A 16,897-nucleotide genomic window follows, 5' to 3' on the forward strand; every position below is an offset into this window, starting at 1 on the left:
CCCGGTGAAGCGCCTATTTCTGAATAATGACGTCATAGCTCCTCCGCAGACGGGTAATCTCGGTTGCGATGGCGTCATCACGCATTTCGGATGTCATGTCGGCTTCGATTTCATGCTTTACGCTGTCATAAGGCATCTGGATGGCGGACGTGCGGGCCGTGACCTTTACGAAGTGGAAACCACGACTTGACCGGATTGGTCCCGACCAACTGTCTAACGGCGCTTTTTCCAGTGCATGCAGGAAATCAAGCCCGAACATGCTGCTGATCATCGATGCGCCATAGGATGGAAGTTCATGGCCCATCCAGAAATCATCGCCTTTTACATCTGTCCCTTCGCGCAGGGCGAGCAGTATGGAGACGGGATCTGCTGGCATCGTTCTGAAAAAGACATGCTGGAAACTGATTTCCGGTTCCTGCCGATAGAGATCGGCATGGGCTGCGTAATAGGCCCGCATCTGTGCCTCAGTCGGGTCGCCGGGCGAACCGCCAATCAGGAAACGGGCCTGATCAATCATGCGCTGGCGAATGTTTCCATCTGACAGGTAGAGACGGCGGCGCAGGGATTCGCGAAACAGGATTTCATCGGAAATATAGCTGTCGACTATCTTTTTCTTTTCCTGCGCATCCGGCTCGTGGCCTGACAGGGTGGCATAATCCTCAAACAGCATATCCTGTGTCGAACGGCTTACGTCAATCGTTTCCCGTCGCCCGTCCACCATCCAGTAAAGCAGGAAACAGCAGCCGCCGATCAGCAGGAAAACAAGAAACGGCAGCGCATCACGCCATATGGCGGGTCGCGCGGTCGGGGGCACTCGACGGTCATTCGTATCCATTGCCATGCTCATCCTGCCCGACAGGCATCAGGCCACGGGCACCGATCCCGCATGTTCCATAGGGAAATGGGGCGGCGGGACAGGATATATGTCGGCATGAACGGAATGTCCCAGGTAACGGAAGAAAGGCCCGGCATAAAGGCAGGACTGCCCCTGAATGTCATGATATCAGGAACATGACTGTCTCATGTTCCGAAATATGCGGATTGCGGAATGGATGACATTCTCCATGGACGTGACTTGGTTGCGACATATCATCGTTGTCTGCAGTTTATGGTGTCACTACGTCAAATACCGCAGGCCGGTTGATGCATGCATGGGACTATTCGCTTAGTGTCGTGACAGCGATAGCGGCTGCAGAAGCACGGTTTTCCACCCCGAGCTTGGCAAATATCTGCTCAAGATGCTTGTTGACCGTACGGGGACTGATCTTGAGGATCTCACTCACGTCACGGTTCGGCTTGCCGCGACTGATCCATAGCAGGACCTCCGCTTCACGGGTTGTCAGGCCATGGCTTTCAGCCAGGCGTCTTTCTTCTTCTTTCGGTCGTTTCAGCAGGAGCGTAACACACATCGATCCGTCGTTCATGGTACCGCCCATGACGCAATCCAGATTGCCCTGCGGTACCTCTATCGTCTGCCGGGTAACCAGCGGGCGCTGGGCGGCAAGTTTCATGACCGCCGTGCGAAGGGGGGCGGGTAGTGGATCTCCTACTTTCCATCCAGGAAAGCCACCCGACAGGACGGACGCCGCCCCCGGTGTATGCCACAGCAGTATACCAGCCGTATCGGTCCCTATGGTTGGCCGATGCCCGAAATCCAGTGCCATCTGACTGGCCCGGGTGGCGCGGGCATTGCGTAGGTGAACCCGTACCCGTGCAATCAGTTCGTCCACAACAATGGGCTTGTGGACGTAATCCACGCCACCGGCCTCAAGTCCGCGTATGACATCCGTGGTTTCTGTCAGGCCCGTCATGAATATGACCGGGATATGCCCCAGTGTCGGGTCGTTTCTGATTCGCACCGTCGTCCCGAAGCCGTCAAGCCCCGGCATGACGGCATCCATCAGGATAAGATCAGGCACCGCATCGTGCAGCAGGTCAAGGGCGGCATGACCGTCCGGCGCGATAAGCACAGTCATGCCCGCGCTTTCCAGCGCGCGCATTACAAAACGCAAGGACTGCGGGGTATCATCAACGACCAGAACGCATGGTGGACCCGCCTCGATCAGTCGGTCAGGATGCTGCATCATCAATTACCTTCACTATACTTTTCAGATCGAATGTCTCCAGATGTACCCCGACAACCGTGAGAAAACGCCGGTCTTCCTCCGTTATGGGCACCAGTTGGGCCAGCGATGTCTCGACTGCCCGTACATGACCCAGTTTCGCCGCACGCCGGAGTTCGGACAGGCTATGAAGCAATGAGGGCGACAGGGCACGGATTGGCAGATCCGGACGCGGTTGGCGTTCGCTCGTGTTTTCCGGCATTGCCGCATGGATCCACTCCAGTTCCAGCAGTCGTGCCATCATAGCAAGGAGCGCGTCCACATCCACCGGTTTTGTCACGAATCCATCATGGGCGGCCCGCCCGTCCCCTCCGGTGCTGAATTCCCCGGCATTGGCTGATACCATGACGATTCGCAGCCCCGCCCCTTCCAGCGACCGGAGACGCGACGCCACATCCCACCCGCTTTCGCCAGGTAACTGGATGTCAAGCAGGGCAAGATCGAGATCGGACCCAAGGGATATGGCCAGTTCCTGCGCCTCAGCCCCATGTCTGGCCTTGTGAACGATAAAGCCCAGCGGCGTCAGCAGGCCGTCAAGAAAATTACGCTGCAGGGTATCGTCATCAATTACCAGCACATGGCGTGCCCGACCATGAAATCCTGTTATCTGGCCGTACGCCGTAGCTGGTATGGCGTTATGAACGGCTGGTAGCATCATGCGCAGACGGAACATGCTACCCTGACCGGGAACGCTTTCAGCCGTAATATCACCACCCAGGATACGAGTCAGGACACGTGTGATGGACAGGCCCAGCCCTATGCCCGGCTCGCGCTGGACTTCCGCGCCGGTTCCGCGTTCGAAGGGTTCGAATATCCGCTTCAGATCCGTGGCAGCGATACCGGGGCCGGTGTCGCTTACCTCGATACGTACGACTTCACTGCGATACCAGACGGAAACGACCGCGCCGCCACGGCCCGTATATTTCACGGCATTGGAAATAAGGTTGATCAGGATCTGGCGAAACCGCTTTTCATCCGTTTTCACGTGATGCGGAAGACGGTCATGAATGACAAGGCCAAGCGTGATTCCCTTGGCCGCCGCCTGCATTCTGAACATCGTGACAAGATGATGGAGCAGTGATTCGATGGGGACGATATCCGACCGAAGTTCGACCACGCCACTTTCAACGCGTGAGATTTCCAGAAGCCCTTCCACCAGATTGGTCAGATGTTCGGCGGACTGGCGGATCACACTGCCAGCCTCGGTCGGATCGATGCTATTGCCCCGTTCAAGAAGCTGGGCATAGCCATAGATTGCATTGAGGGGGGAACGGATCTCGTGACTGACGGCCACGAGATAGCGCGTTTTCGCCACATTGGCCGATTCCGCCGCGTCCCGCGCTTTTTGCAGCGCCGCATCGGTTTCGATATGGGCTGCGACTTCCTGGCGCAGCATGGCGGTCTGCTGCCGGGTTTCGCGTTCGGCTGCGCACCGGCTGTCATGCGCCAGCACAAACAGCCATGCCACGATCCCGGCCAGTACCTCCAGTGTTACGAAAATATCGACAAGATCACGGCGCAGGGCTTCAGCCATCGGCTCGCCGAAGGTTATCCAGTAGAACACGACAGCCAGGGTCACGCTGAAGGCCAGCATGATGACCAGGAAATGCGCGACGCTGCCGTCTATGTAACGTTCAATGCCCCGGGGCGAGATCCTGCGCAGGAGATTGCGTGCCTGCTGGATGAAATCACTGTTTTCCTTGCATTGGTCATGACAGCGGTTTTCGAGCGTGCAGCACAGTGAACAGACCGGCCCACGATGAAATGGGCAGGCCACCATGTCTGGCGCTTCATACACGATATCGCAGGCCGTGCAGCGCAGGCTGGTCCTGAAGGTGGCCGACGTCCGGGCGATATAGAAACGGCCCCGTGTAATCCAGGCAAGAATGGGCGCGCTGACAAAGGCAACAACCAGGCCGAGCACGGGGGCGAATGCCTGCATGGTCGCCCCGGCAAGATCGGTCAGCGCCACGGAGGCCGCGAAAAAGGACAGGGCCATCGCGCCGACCCCGACGGGATTGACATCATAGAGGTAGGCGCGTCGGAATTCGACCTGTTTCGGACTCAGGCCAAGGGGTTTGGAGATCATGAGATCGCCAGAAAGGGCGCCAATCCAGCCTGCGGCTAGATTGGCGTAAAGTGCCAGCAATGTCGCCGTGGCCCCGATGACACCTGTTTCCATGATAAGCAGGGCCAGCAGGGCATTGAAGACAAGCCAGACCACGCGTCCGGGATGGGCATGGGTCAGGCGCGCAAAGAAATTCGACCATGCCAGCGACCCGGCATAGACATTGGTCACATTGATTTTCATCTGGCAGATCACGACGAATATGAGCATGAGGGCCAATGCCACTCCCGATGATCCGGTAATCTCCTGAAACAGGACCGTGTACATGATTGGGGGACTGTCCGCCTGGGCTACGCTGGTGACTTCAGTCAGCGTAAACATGACCAGGAACGATCCGGCAGCCAGTTTCAGTCCGCCGATAATTCCCCATCCGGGGCCGCCCACCAGCACGGCCGCCCACCAGCGCATGTCGGTACGGTTGCGTGCTTTGCGCAGGAAGCGGAGGTAATCAGCCTGTTCCCCGATCTGGGGCAGCAGGGACAAAATGGTGGAAAGGGCCAGCCCGAAGAAAATGAGGTTGCCTTGCGTGGCATGTCCCGTGCCATCCGGCCCGGTCCAGATTGCAACGGCCGCGTTCCAGTGAAAGAACAGATAGACCAGAGGACCGAATTGTAAAAAAAGCCATATGGGCTGGGTCGCGATCTGCATGCGGGTAATAGCCTTCATGCCATGCAAGGCAACCGGCAGGACACCAAGCGCACTAATGACATAGGACAGGGCTATGGGCAGACTGGTCGCAAGCGTTATGGCCAGCGCCATGATGCTGGCCTCCACCGCGAAAAGCAGGAAGGTGAAACTGGCGTAGATAAGTGACGTTACCGTGGATCCCAGATAACCAAATCCCGCGCCCCGCGTCAGCAGGTCGATATCCAGTCCCTCACGCGCCGCACAGATTGCAATGGGCGCGCCAACCACCAGAAAAATTACCATGCCAGCGGCAATGGCCAGCATGGCGTTGTAAAAACCGAACTGCAGGGTGATCGTGCCGCCAATCGCCTCGCACGCAAGGAAGCTTGCGGCGCCCAGCGCCGTATTTGCGATCCGCCAGTCGCTCCAACGTCGTCCACGTTGCGCCGTATAGCGCAGCGCGTAATCCTCCAGCGTCTGGGTATTGACCCACTGGTTGTAGGTCCGTCGTTCCAGGGGGAGGGGTTCATTGGTGGGATCCGCCACCATCAGATACCTTTCATGCGATGGAGCATCCTGACTTCGTTGTTATAAAATAATAATATGGACGCGGTTGCATTTATTGCCATCCCCACCCCGATGCGTTCAGCCAGATGTAAACTATAGTACGAATCGGTCAGGCAACCAAGGTTTACGTCAAATAACCCATATCTATATCGAAACGACATCTCCAGATTATCAGAAATAGCAGGTCAGTGTGAAAGCGACCCTTTGTTTCGAAGGGGAAATGCAGGCCAGGGCTGGGCACATGGGATTGTAGGGGGAGAATGATGAAGGGCCTTTCCACAAAGAAGACGTGGCTACTTTGTGCTACCATGTTCATCAGTTGCGCACCGATGGGGCTTGTCGTGTCGGCTTCCGCCGCGGATACAGCGACCAAGTCCACAAAGGCCGGGCAGTCCGCAACGGGAAAGGCAGGTGCCACGACCGCCAGTGCGCCCCCGAAACCGTCTGGCACAACACAACAGTCCACCACGACGGTTTCAGCCGCAGAGCCGACAGCGAAGGCGTCCGGCGGCGGGGAGCAACTTTTTGTCACCGCCTCACGGCGTCGCACGAAGCTTGAGGATTCGGCGATCAACATCTCTGTCGTGGACAAGAAGTTGATGCAGAAAGAGCGCATCAATGACATTCGTGACCTGAGTTCCTTCGTGCCCGGTCTGACCATCACGGATACAGGACCCGGCAGTTCCGGCAACATCATCATGCGCGGCCTGTCATCGGCCAGCACGTCGACCTTCGGGACCAATACCAACAACTCCGTTGGTGTCTATCTTGGGGAAGTGCCGCTTTATGCCGATTTCAAGATGATCGATATCGATCAGCTTGAAGTTCTGCAGGGGCCGCAGGGTACTCTGTACGGTCTTGGCACGCTGGCGGGCGCAGTGCGTTACATGCCGCATCGTCCCGATCTCAATAAATGGTCCGCTGACATGACCAGCAAGGTATTCGGGGAAAGTCACAGCGACTCACCGGGCGGCGAAGTAACGGGAACCTTTAACATACCGATCATAAAGGATCACGTGGCGTTCCGCACGGTCCTTGGTTATTACAATGATCCCGGCTTCATGGACTACAATTATACGCTGAAGAATCCCGGTGTATCCAGTCCGCAGGCCGGTACGGGGACGTTTGGTACACCCGGCCAGCAGGCTGAGAACTATAACAGGCGCAGGGACCTCAACTACGATCATACATTCACGACCCGTAACCAGTTGCTGGTACAGGTCAATCCGAATATCAAAGCCTATCTGACATACATGCATCAGGAAACAAAGACCGGTGGCCGGCAGGCCAACGGTGCGGGTGTCATGGGGACCAGCGAGTACGAATCCCCGTGGCGTTATGCCGAACCTTCGGATCGTACGACCGACCTGTTCAGCGGCGAATTCTTTTTCAATCTGTTCCACTTCGCGCAGCTGGTCCACACAGCGGCATATACGCACCAGACTGTTGATTATACCGAAGATAATACCGATCTGCTGATCGATCTCGATTACGGATATCAGGAATATCCCAAATTTTCGTCCTATGCGAAAAACCACTACAAATATACGCAGTTCAATGAAGAACTACGTCTGGTTTCCACCCACAAGGGGCCGGTAAGCTGGGTTCTCGGTGGCTTCTATAACGATCTTAAGAGTGATTATGACCGTCATGAATATACCCCGGGCTATGCGCAGTGGGCGGGTATCGATCGGCCGGACAATCTTGAATATGCTTCGATCGTTCATAACAAGACCCAGGAACGTGCCGTCTATGGTGAACTGACCTATCACATCATCAAGGGACTCCAGATTACGGGTGGCTTCCGTTACTTCGACTACGACGCCCTGGTGACGGGTGGTACGGCCCTGCCACTTTTCCAGACCTATCCCGGTGTCAATTATTCCATGAATCATGGCACGACAGGGGCGAACGGCACGATATGGAAAGCCAACGTTTCCTATCGTTTCAACCCGAACATCATGGCGTATTTTACCTACAGCACCGGTTATCGTGTTGGTGGGGCGAACAGGGTGGCCCCCTGTCAGATGCCCATGAACCCGAATACGCAGCATGCCTGCGCCCTACCGAACGAAATGTTTTACGAGCCTGATAAAACCCGCAACGTGGAACTGGGCGTACGCGGCAACTTCTTTCATCGGCGTCTAGTATTCACCCTTGCCGGTTATAACATCGACTGGACCAACGTACAGATACCCGGTCAGACGAAATACGGTAATGTGGGTATCACCAAGAATGGAGCGGCCGCTGTTTCCCGCGGGTTCGATGCTTCTGTCAATGTAAGGGTAACACCCAACTTCACTGTCTCGGCCACATATGCCTATACGGATGCACATCTGACGAAATACTCGCCGGATCTGGTCAGTAACGTGCTGGGTTCCTATCCGGGGCGTCCTGGCGATCGTCTGCCTGGTTCAACCAAGAATTCCGGCAGTATCATTGCTAACTATACGATACCGCTCGACAACGGGCGCAGCCTGCAGCTTAACTGGGCGACCACGTATGTGGGCAGCATCTATTCCCGCGTCGGGCTTGAGGGATATGGCTACCGGATGCCCAGTTACGTGACGCATCGCGCGGCGCTGACCTATAACACCAAGCAGTGGAGCCTGGATCTGTTCGTCAATAACCTGACAAATCAGTACGCCGTTACCGCCGTCAGTAATGATTCCAGTTCCATCCGGTCGCGTGATGGCGTGACTGAACGTTATTATGCCTATAGTGTTCTGACGCCACGTACATTCGGACTGGAAGGTCGCGTGCATTTCTAAGGTCGGATTGCAGCGGTCATGTGTTTTCGTCCCACGCGGACATGGTGCCGCGCAGTTCAGGCAACACGGGAATAACCGGTGACGTCATGTATTCTGTCATTTTCTGGCGTGGGAAATGACAGAATACACCGTGCGGATGCCAGCAGGAAACCGGCTGGCATGACACAATCCCCAAATCGAAATATTCCGGGCTGGATATTATGAAATGTCCAGAAAGCTGTACAGCAACGATCGCTTGGCGGAGCGGCCGTCTGACCGATCTAACAGGAGGGTCCGCCGCATATGAGCACCTTGTCCGCTACCGTCGGTGATCAGAAGCCGGATTCTGCGCCCTTACGTTTCAAACGCGGACGTCCGTCGTCGCGGATGCCGCTTGGCATGATATTACTGACCTGTCTGTGCGCCACTTCGATAACGGCCGCGCATGCACAGGATAAGGCGGGAGTTGGCAAGGATCCGGCAGACTGGGTCGAGACCGAAACTGGAATTCCCGTAACCGATCTCCTGACCACGCAGAAATGTGGCGCGTGTCATACGCCAGATGGCAAGGGAAATCTTTCCCGTATTTCGTGGACCCGTACGACACCCGAGGGTTGGTCCCAGACGATCAAGCGTATGGTGAAGCTCAATGGTCTGTCCATCACGCCGGATGATGCGCGCGCAATAGTCAAATACCTTTCGACCTATCACGGTCTTGCGCCCGAAGAAGCGAAGCCGGTGATGTATTTTGCCGAGCATCGCGCCGTGGATGAAACAATTATTCCCAATAATACGATGCGCCAGACATGCGCCAGTTGTCATGCCTTCGCACAGCCGATGTCGTCGCGTCGTAGCCACCGTGAATGGGCGCTGGTGGAAAACCTGCACAAGGCCATGTATTCAACGGCACAGCGGATATATGAGACCCCGATCAAGGATCACGCCAACGAAGAAGGCGAGGCAGAACCGGACAATGTTCCGAAACCCGTGCTTCAGGGGCAGGCAGCACTTGACTGGCTGAGCAAAAATGCACCTGTCAACACGGCGGAATGGGCGGCGTGGCGGCCACGTATCCGGCCGCCAGATCTGGGCGGAAAATGGCTGGTGGCCGGCAGCATGAGTGGCCATGGACGTTTTGTGGGTGAAATGACCATCACACCCAAAGCGCCCGGATCGGATGAATTCATGACCACGACAACCCTGCGTGCGCTTGATGACAACCATACCTATACCCGGACGGGTGTTGCGCTCGTCTATGCGGGCTATTCATGGCGGGGCACGTCACAGGGGCAGGGGGCGACACAGCCTGGCCATCCGGATGATCCGACAGGCATGATGCGTGAGGCGATGTGGTTCGCACCGGACCAGACGGCAGGGCAGGGACGTTGGTACTGGGGTGACTATCATGAGTTTGGTCTTGACGTCACGCTGGCGCGTGAAACGAAAGCGCCCGTTCTTGTCATGGCGTCCCCCGATGCGCTCAGGACCGGTACACAGGAAAAGGAACTGCATCTTTATGGCGCGGATCTGCCAACCGACCTCCAGCCGCGGGATATTGATTTTGGTGGCGGGGTAAGCGTCCGCAGGATTGTATCCGCATCACCCACGGAAGTGGTGGCTGTGGTTGATGTCGCCAGGGATGCCGTGGCTGGCATGCGTGATGTTTCCGTGCGTGGCGCAGTTTTGCAGAAGGCCGTGCCGGTCTATTCAGGGATCGATTATATCAAAGTATCGCCTGAAACCGGGTTGGCCCGTCTGGGTGGTATTAAATATGGTAAGGGATACCAGCAGTTTTCCGCGATCGGATGGTCGAATGGTCCGGATGGCAAGCCAGATACGTCAGACGATTTTCCTGTTCATGTCGTAGATGCAGACTGGTCGCTGGCGGAGATGCCAACCGTCACATATGATGATGACATCAGGTTTGTTGGCAAACTTGACCCTGCTACCGGCTTCTTTACCCCAAATGTGGAAGGACCGGATCCGCAGCGACGCTTCATGCGCAATAATTATGGGGAAGTCTGGGTTGTCGCGAATTCGAAAACAGAAAAGGACGCGCAAGGCAAACCACTGACAGCTCGGGCCTATCTCGTCACGACGGTGCCTACGTACAAGCGTTGGGATCAGCCGGAGGTTTCAAAATGAACGCTATAGTGGAAGCAGCCCCTCGCGCACCGGCCGTACGCTACAGGACTGGTGAACTGCATGAGTTCGATGCTGCTGGCCAGAACTTTGTCTATCTTGTCGCGGCTGGCGCCATTTTCATGCTTGATGAAGGTGCATATGCGGTAATCAGACGGCTGGATGATGGCGCGCTGGAACATCATCAACTGGTGGCGGCCCTGATGGAAAATGGCTATTCTCATGAGGATGCCATGGACCTCATCCGTGAACTGCTTGCGGTGCAGGGAATTGTTACGGATCAGAGGGACATGGCGGCGTCTGGGCCTGTTTCGCCACCCGCCGATTTTCCGTTACAGGCACTGGTTCTCAATATTACCAATCAATGTAATCTTGCGTGTACTTACTGTTACGAATTTGGTTCCGACAAGATCGCGACCCCACACGGCAAGCAGAAATTCATGACGCTGGAAACGGCAAAAATGTCGGTGGATTTCCTTCTGGCGCAATCGCCGGGGCGCAAGGCGGTTCACATCACCTTCTTTGGTGGTGAAACCCTTATGAATTTTCGCCTGCTGCGTGATGTCGTGTTCCATGCCAGTGAACAGGCGGCGGCGCATGGTAAGGCGATTACCTTCAGTCTGACCACAAACGCAACCTTGCTGACTGATGAGATTATTGCCTTCCTGTCTGAACACGAAATTGGTGTGACCGTCAGCATGGATGGTCCCCCCGACCTGCAGGACCGACACCGCGTTTACAAAAATGGCAAGGGGTCGTACGATGTTATTGAACCACGCTTGCGCAAGCTGATAGCAGCCCACAGGACCCGTGCCATAACCGCCCGTGTGACACTGAGTGACGGCGTGACCGATGTCAGGCGCATATACCATCATCTGAAAGACGAACTGGGTTTCCATGAAGTCGGGTTTGCGCCTGTCACCAATTCCGGGAAACAGGACTACGCCATTAACGCAGTCGATATGGACGAAGTACTGCGGGCGTTCAATGAACTGGCCAATGAATGGCTGGAAGACGCATTGCAGGGAAAAACACACGGTTTTTCGAATGTTTCGGAAACAATAGGCGAACTGTTCCGGGGCGTGAACAAATCACACCCCTGTGGCGCGGGCCTGGGGCTATTGGGTGTCAGCGCATCGGGTGATCTTTCGCCCTGTCATCGTTTCACGGATGCCGACACGCATACACTGGGCAATGTCAGAAATGGTATTGACGCAGCCAGACGTGTGGATTTTCTGGCGCGGGGGCACGTCGGCACCAAATATGACTGCCAGTCTTGCTGGGCACGTCCATTATGTGCTGGTGGTTGCCATCACGAGGCATTCGTCCGTTATGGTGATACAGGCCACGCAAACCTGCATTATTGTGACTGGATTCGCGAATGGACGGATACATGTCTTCGGATCTATGGCGTCCTCGCTGTGAAAAATCCTGAATTCCTTGATCGTTTTGCCGTGCGGAAGGGTCTGTCATGAAGCATCTGAAACCGGTTAATCAGAAGGCCCGGCGTATTGACGACCTTACGTCCTCTACCGACGAGGATTTTGTCGCGCTCCAACATACGCCGCCCCGTCCTCATGTCCCGATGGGATGTACCCTTGCCTTTTCACCGGGATGGGAAGTTGATGCAGGGGGTGGTACGGCAGGTCTGTGCCAACCCGTCGAACGCGATATTTATGATTGTTATGTTACCTGTTTCTGGCCGGTGCAGGTAGCAGATCACGTCAATTATTCGCCCGACTGGGCCAGCAACTGTGCATCGGCTACCAAGGACTGGCGTAATCTGGACATTGTTTTTCCCTGATCGTCGCGTCCTTTCATTCAATGTTATTTTCAGGCCGTTCCCGGCATGTTTCCGGGGCATGGTCCCCGCTTCGAGGAAGAGCATGTATCATGAATATGCTTCGTCCCGCCCTTGCACTGTTTGCCTCAGCGTTTGCATTTGTCTCCTCAGCCTGCGCTGGGACAGTGGTACTTGGCGGTTATCCTGATCAGCTTCAGTTTATCAATGACATAAATGGCACGGTTGTCCAGAAAGTAACACTAGAAACCGGGCTTCCCGCGAGTATCCAGCTTTCAGCAAATCGCAGCAGGATCTATGTGCGCACGCTCACGACATCCGGTATTGAAGTGCTGGATGCGACAAGTCACAAGGTACTGACACGGTTCAGCCTTAATACCCCGGTCACGAAATATCGGTTCTCCGGTGGCATACCGGATGCGAGTGGTCATTATTTTTATGCCACAGGCTGGCGAATGGACAAGGAAATCGACCGCTATCGTTTCAGCAGGCCACAGTATTTCCAGATCGATATGAATGCCCGGAAAATCATCCGCGCGGTGGATATGGCGGATGAAGATATTTCCGAAAATAGCCGCGGGGCGCTGGCAATTTCACCGGATGAAAAAATACTCTACGTTTTTGACAAGAAGTTACGGGTTATCAGCACCACAGATTTCAAGGTTATCCAGCGCATTGACCTGGCGAAACCCGATCTGCCCTGGAAACAGGACATCAGCATGGGAAGCGCCCTTGAAACGCTGCGTGACCCCAGACATTACGTCTCCCTGTTTCAGGCGGAAGACCCCTATATCCATAACAAGGTCTTCGGGATCGCCCATTTCGATCTTGTAACGCGTAATTTTTCATTCCATCCCGTGGGACCTGCACCCAAAGCTGTTGATCGCCTGCAGGTTACACCAGATGGCAGGGATGGTTATACCGTGGTGATTAATGGGGAATATGGGAATCAGCGCTGTGAATTCTGGCATTTTGACCTTAACGCCAACATTGCCATGAACAAGGCGGAGTTCCCCTGCCGCCGCCGTTTCTATTTTGGCATGTCGGAAGACGGAAAAAAGCTTTATATTTACGGAGCGGGTTTTGACGTCGCGGTTTACGATGCAAAATCATTGAAATATGAAACTGACTGGGTGCTGGGAAACGACATTACCATGTCGGGTATCATTACATTAAAACAATGATATGATGAACAGATACCGTGATGTATGGTATCTGAATCAGAGGAGTAACCGTATGGTCGTCCCCCCGCTGTCGCGAATGCCTGCTCATGTTACCATTCGGGGTTCGGGCATGGCGGCACGGTGTTGCGCCCGGTTGCTGACCCAAAATGGGATTATGACTAAATGCGCGGGCGCGGTGACTTCTACCGGGCCTGCCGTGCTGCTTGGTGAAACCGCGCAGGTATTGCTGCGTGACTGTATGGGTAAATCATTGCAACAGTCGCGCTATATGCCCGTGACCCGGCGTATCGTTGCATGGGGCGGTCAGGAACCAGTTGTGGTGCCGCACCGTGGTGCCGCGTTTGCCCCCGGGGCGCTTAATGCCCTGTTCCATCAGCCAGGACGGCAAGAAGCGGATATGATCGGGGCGCCTTTGTTTATTGTGCATGGCATCGGGCCATTTCCGAAGTCCCGTCTTCGTCGTTTCGGCAGTCGGCCAGCGACAGCTGCTTCGGTCACACTTCTCCATCCTGAAGACGAAGATGCATGCTGGATCGAAGCGCTCGATCATGGCTGGCTTTTCATGCTGTCAACCGCACCGGGGCAGGGGTGGTTACTCGGTGTGGGGGCGCCACTGGATGATTTATGCCAGATGAGTCGCCATCTCGCCCCCCGGGTGGTAGTGACCGGACAGCCCCAGGGACCATTTGAGACCGCGCCACGGTTGCTTGAATGTCTTGCTGCCCCCGGTTGGCTTGCCTGTGGCAATGAAGCGATTGCTTTTGATCCCCTGTGTGGTGACGGCACGGCGCAGGCCGCGCGTGAAGCCATTCTTGCCGCCGCAGTCATTACGGCGATTATGGAATATCCTGACGATCCTCATGCCATGGAGACATTGCTCATGCATTATCGTTCGATGTTGCTGGCATCAATGCGGCGTCATCTGCGGTTTTGCGCGCAATTTTACAGTATGGGTGGGAACAGCCCCTGGTGGCGCACGCAGATTTCGGCCCTTGCTACGGGTTTTGAATGGTGTTCCGGACAGCTCGCGGGCCTGCCCCAACCGCGTTATGAACTGCATGGGCTGCGTCTGGTGCCGCGAATGGTTCCCGCGTGACGCGGCCATCACCCGTGGCGCAATGGCGCAGCTATCGTCTATTGCTGCCATTTCTGCGGCCATATGTGTATTCGCTGCTGTTTGTCGTTGTGGTCAGCCTCATGGCCACATGTCTGGGACTGGCCCAGCCGTGGTTGTCCAAGCTGATGATCGATCAGGCCTTGCTGCCACGGGATATGACGGCACTGGTCCGGATCGCCGTACTCATGGTGGTGGTGGCAGTGGCGAATTATGCTCTTAATATCATTGCCAGTTATCGTTATGTAGCCACTTCCGCTGCGATGCTGTTTGACATACGGGCGGCGTTGCTGCGCCATCTGCAAACCCTGTCGCCACGTTTCTACAGCCGCTTCCGGCTGGGGGATCTGATGTCGCGGATCAATAGTGACGTAAGCGACATCCAGCGTGTGACTGCGGATACCCTGCTGTCGGTAATCAGTAATATGATGATGCTGACAGGATGCGTCGGCATCATGCTGTGGCTGGACTGGAAGCTGTTCGTGATCAGTGTGGTGGTCATTCCCGGTTGCGTGCTGCTTTTTCTTTATTATCAGCGGCGCATTACGGCGCTGACCCGTCAGATGCGGGCGCGTGGGGCCGATCTGGGCTGCATGCTGGTCGACAGCCTGATGGGCATGCGGGTGATTACCTCCCTCAATGCAGGGGAACAGGAAGTCTCCCGTTTTCATAAATGCAATACGGCGTTTGTCTCCGTCATGATGCGAATGCAGGTGGCGTCATTCATGGCCGGAGCGGTTCCCGGCACATTATTGACCGCGACGACCTCTGGCGTGGTGATTTATGGCGGCGCGCAGATCATTATGGGCAAGATGACGGTGGGAACACTCGTTGCTTTCATGACCTATCAGATGCGTCTGTTCGGACCTGTTCAGACGCTGATGGGGCTTGTGTCAGGATTGAGTTCTGCCCGGGTGTCCCTTGCACGTATTCTTGAACTGTTTGAAATGCGGGCTGATGTCGTTGACTCGCCTGATCCTGTCGCATTGACACGGGTGGCGCGGGAACTGCGTGTCACGGATGTATCGTTGCGCCATGAAACGCGTGAGGTGCTGAAACGCGTCAATCTGCTGGTTCCACAGGGTGCCTTCTGTGCCGTGCTTGGTCCCAGTGGGGCTGGTAAATCGACCCTTGCGGATCTGATTGTCCGTAATCTTGATCCCGACAGTGGACGGATTACGGTTGATGGCATCGATATACGTGATGTGAAGCTGTCCGATGTGCACCGTGAAATACTGCTTGTGGATCAGTCCCCGCATTTGTTCAATGATACGATTCTTGCAAACATTACGTTTGCGTTTCCTGCGGCAAGCGAGGCTGATGTGGCACGGGTGGTGCGTCTTGCCGGACTGGAACATCTGGTCGCACGGCTGCCCCATGGCTTACGGACCCAGGTGGGGGAGCGTGGGCTGGCGCTCTCGGCAGGGGAGCGACACAGGGTTGCCCTGGCGCGCGCGTTGCTGCGCCATCCCAGCGTGCTGATTCTTGATGAACCGACCGCAGCACTTGATGGGGAGACCGAGCAACTGGTGGCCAAAGGACTGCGTGCGGCATTTCCTGGGACGACACTCATTGTCATAACACATAAACCGGCACTGGCCGCGATGGCCGATATGGTTGTCACCCTGAGAGAGGGGCACGTCGATGTAGAACGTCCCGCCCTGCACGCGCATGCTTGATGCCAGTGATCCGTCATTCGGTCGTCCGATCGCCCTGCCACCGCTTTTCCCCGGTATGACAGGCGCTGGCGTGCGGATTGCGGTAATTGATAGTGGCGTGCAGGCTATTCATCCGCATATTGACGCAACCCGACTTGCACCCGGCATCATGATCGGGACGGATGGGCGGCTGGATACAGGTCTGGAAGCCACCTGTGATCAGCTTGGTCATGGTACGGCCGTTATCGCGGCAATTCAGGAAAAAGCGCCCGATGCCGTCTGTCTGCCCGTAAGGGTTTTCGGTTCCGTGCTGCGTACCAGTGGGGCTGCGCTGGTTACGGCCATCCATTGGGCAGTGCGGCAGGAAGTCGATCTGATCAATCTCAGTCTTGGTTCGACCAATCCGGCCCATATGCCCCTATTAAGTCAGGCCATCGGGATGGCAGTCAACCATGGCGTGAGCGTAATCGCCGCGCGGGATACAGGTGGCAGGCCGTGTTACCCGGGAATGATAAAAGACGTGATCGGGGTTACCCTCGATTGGGATATTCCGCGCACGCACTACCGGATCATGCAGCAGGACGGGGCATGCGTGATTAGCACTGCGGGTTATCCGCGTGCCATTCCCGGGGTGCCGCTTCGACGTAATCTTTACGGTGTCAGTTTTGCGGTGGCGCAGGTAACGGGTTTTGCCGCCCTTGCACTGGAACCGATCGCCCGACCGCGATGCAGGCGAAGTCTCGAAACAGCACTGAAGGCCGCGTTGGAAGTGATGTGAAGCGGGCCATCCTGAAGCAGGTTTC

11 protein-coding genes are annotated in these 16,897 nt (G+C 55.9%); 8 read left to right on the forward strand and 3 right to left on the reverse strand.

The window, feature by feature from the left end; all coding sequences use genetic code 11:
• Positions 1-13: 13 nt before the first annotated feature.
• The 3 genes from CFR76_RS12520 to CFR76_RS12530 form a co-directional block, all read right to left on the reverse strand.
• Positions 14-835: a peptidyl-prolyl cis-trans isomerase gene (locus tag CFR76_RS12520; protein ID WP_167402131.1), complete on the reverse strand. Its 822-nt coding sequence runs from the start codon at positions 833-835 to the stop codon at positions 14-16.
• A 322-nt stretch (positions 836-1,157) separates the two neighbouring features.
• Positions 1,158-2,087 carry a response regulator transcription factor gene (locus tag CFR76_RS12525; RefSeq protein ID WP_110557340.1) on the reverse strand — a complete coding sequence of 310 codons (930 nt, stop codon included), beginning with the start codon at positions 2,085-2,087 and terminating at the stop codon, positions 1,158-1,160.
• Positions 2,071-5,427 carry a hybrid sensor histidine kinase/response regulator gene (locus CFR76_RS12530; RefSeq protein WP_110557341.1) on the reverse strand — a complete coding sequence of 1,119 codons (3,357 nt, stop codon included), beginning with the start codon at positions 5,425-5,427 and terminating at the stop codon, positions 2,071-2,073. Before CFR76_RS12530 ends, CFR76_RS12525 begins: the two co-directional genes overlap by 17 nt.
• A 278-nt stretch (positions 5,428-5,705) precedes the next feature.
• Between CFR76_RS12530 and CFR76_RS12535 the strand changes: the two genes are divergently transcribed.
• The 8 genes from CFR76_RS12535 to qhpE all read left to right on the forward strand — a co-directional run bounded on the left by CFR76_RS12535 (position 5,706) and on the right by qhpE (position 16,872).
• Entirely contained in the window at positions 5,706-8,216 is a 2,511-nt protein-coding gene (locus tag CFR76_RS12535) for a TonB-dependent receptor (protein WP_244191926.1), read from the forward strand.
• A gap of 378 nt (positions 8,217-8,594) precedes the next feature.
• Positions 8,595-10,340, forward strand: a complete 1,746-nt coding sequence (peaA, locus tag CFR76_RS12540; protein ID WP_167402132.1) for a quinohemoprotein amine dehydrogenase subunit alpha — start codon at positions 8,595-8,597, stop codon at positions 10,338-10,340.
• Positions 10,337-11,812: a quinohemoprotein amine dehydrogenase maturation protein gene (peaB, locus tag CFR76_RS12545; protein WP_110557343.1), complete on the forward strand. Its 1,476-nt coding sequence runs from the start codon at positions 10,337-10,339 to the stop codon at positions 11,810-11,812. The genes peaA and peaB overlap by 4 nt, the downstream gene beginning before the upstream one ends.
• On the forward strand, positions 11,809-12,141 hold the full coding sequence (gene qhpC / locus CFR76_RS12550; protein WP_110557344.1) for a quinohemoprotein amine dehydrogenase subunit gamma: 333 nt from the start codon (positions 11,809-11,811) through the stop codon (positions 12,139-12,141). Before peaB ends, qhpC begins: the two co-directional genes overlap by 4 nt.
• Before the next feature lie 89 nt (positions 12,142-12,230).
• On the forward strand, positions 12,231-13,322 hold the full coding sequence (locus CFR76_RS12555) for a YncE family protein (protein WP_110557345.1): 1,092 nt from the start codon (positions 12,231-12,233) through the stop codon (positions 13,320-13,322).
• Positions 13,323-13,374: 52 nt separating this feature from the next.
• A complete protein-coding gene (locus CFR76_RS17775; protein ID WP_167402133.1) occupies positions 13,375-14,418 on the forward strand; it encodes a hypothetical protein in 1,044 nt (347 codons plus the stop codon).
• Positions 14,419-14,432: 14 nt separating this feature from the next.
• Positions 14,433-16,115, forward strand: a complete 1,683-nt coding sequence (locus CFR76_RS12570; protein WP_208623995.1) for an ABC transporter ATP-binding protein — start codon at positions 14,433-14,435, stop codon at positions 16,113-16,115.
• On the forward strand, positions 16,108-16,872 hold the full coding sequence (gene qhpE / locus CFR76_RS12575) for a subtilisin-like serine protease QhpE (RefSeq protein WP_208623996.1): 765 nt from the start codon (positions 16,108-16,110) through the stop codon (positions 16,870-16,872). Before CFR76_RS12570 ends, qhpE begins: the two co-directional genes overlap by 8 nt.
• Positions 16,873-16,897: the final 25 nt, after the last annotated feature.

Origin of the sequence: Komagataeibacter swingsii, from assembly GCF_003207895.1 — a bacterium.
Lineage (GTDB): Bacteria > Pseudomonadota > Alphaproteobacteria > Acetobacterales > Acetobacteraceae > Komagataeibacter > Komagataeibacter swingsii.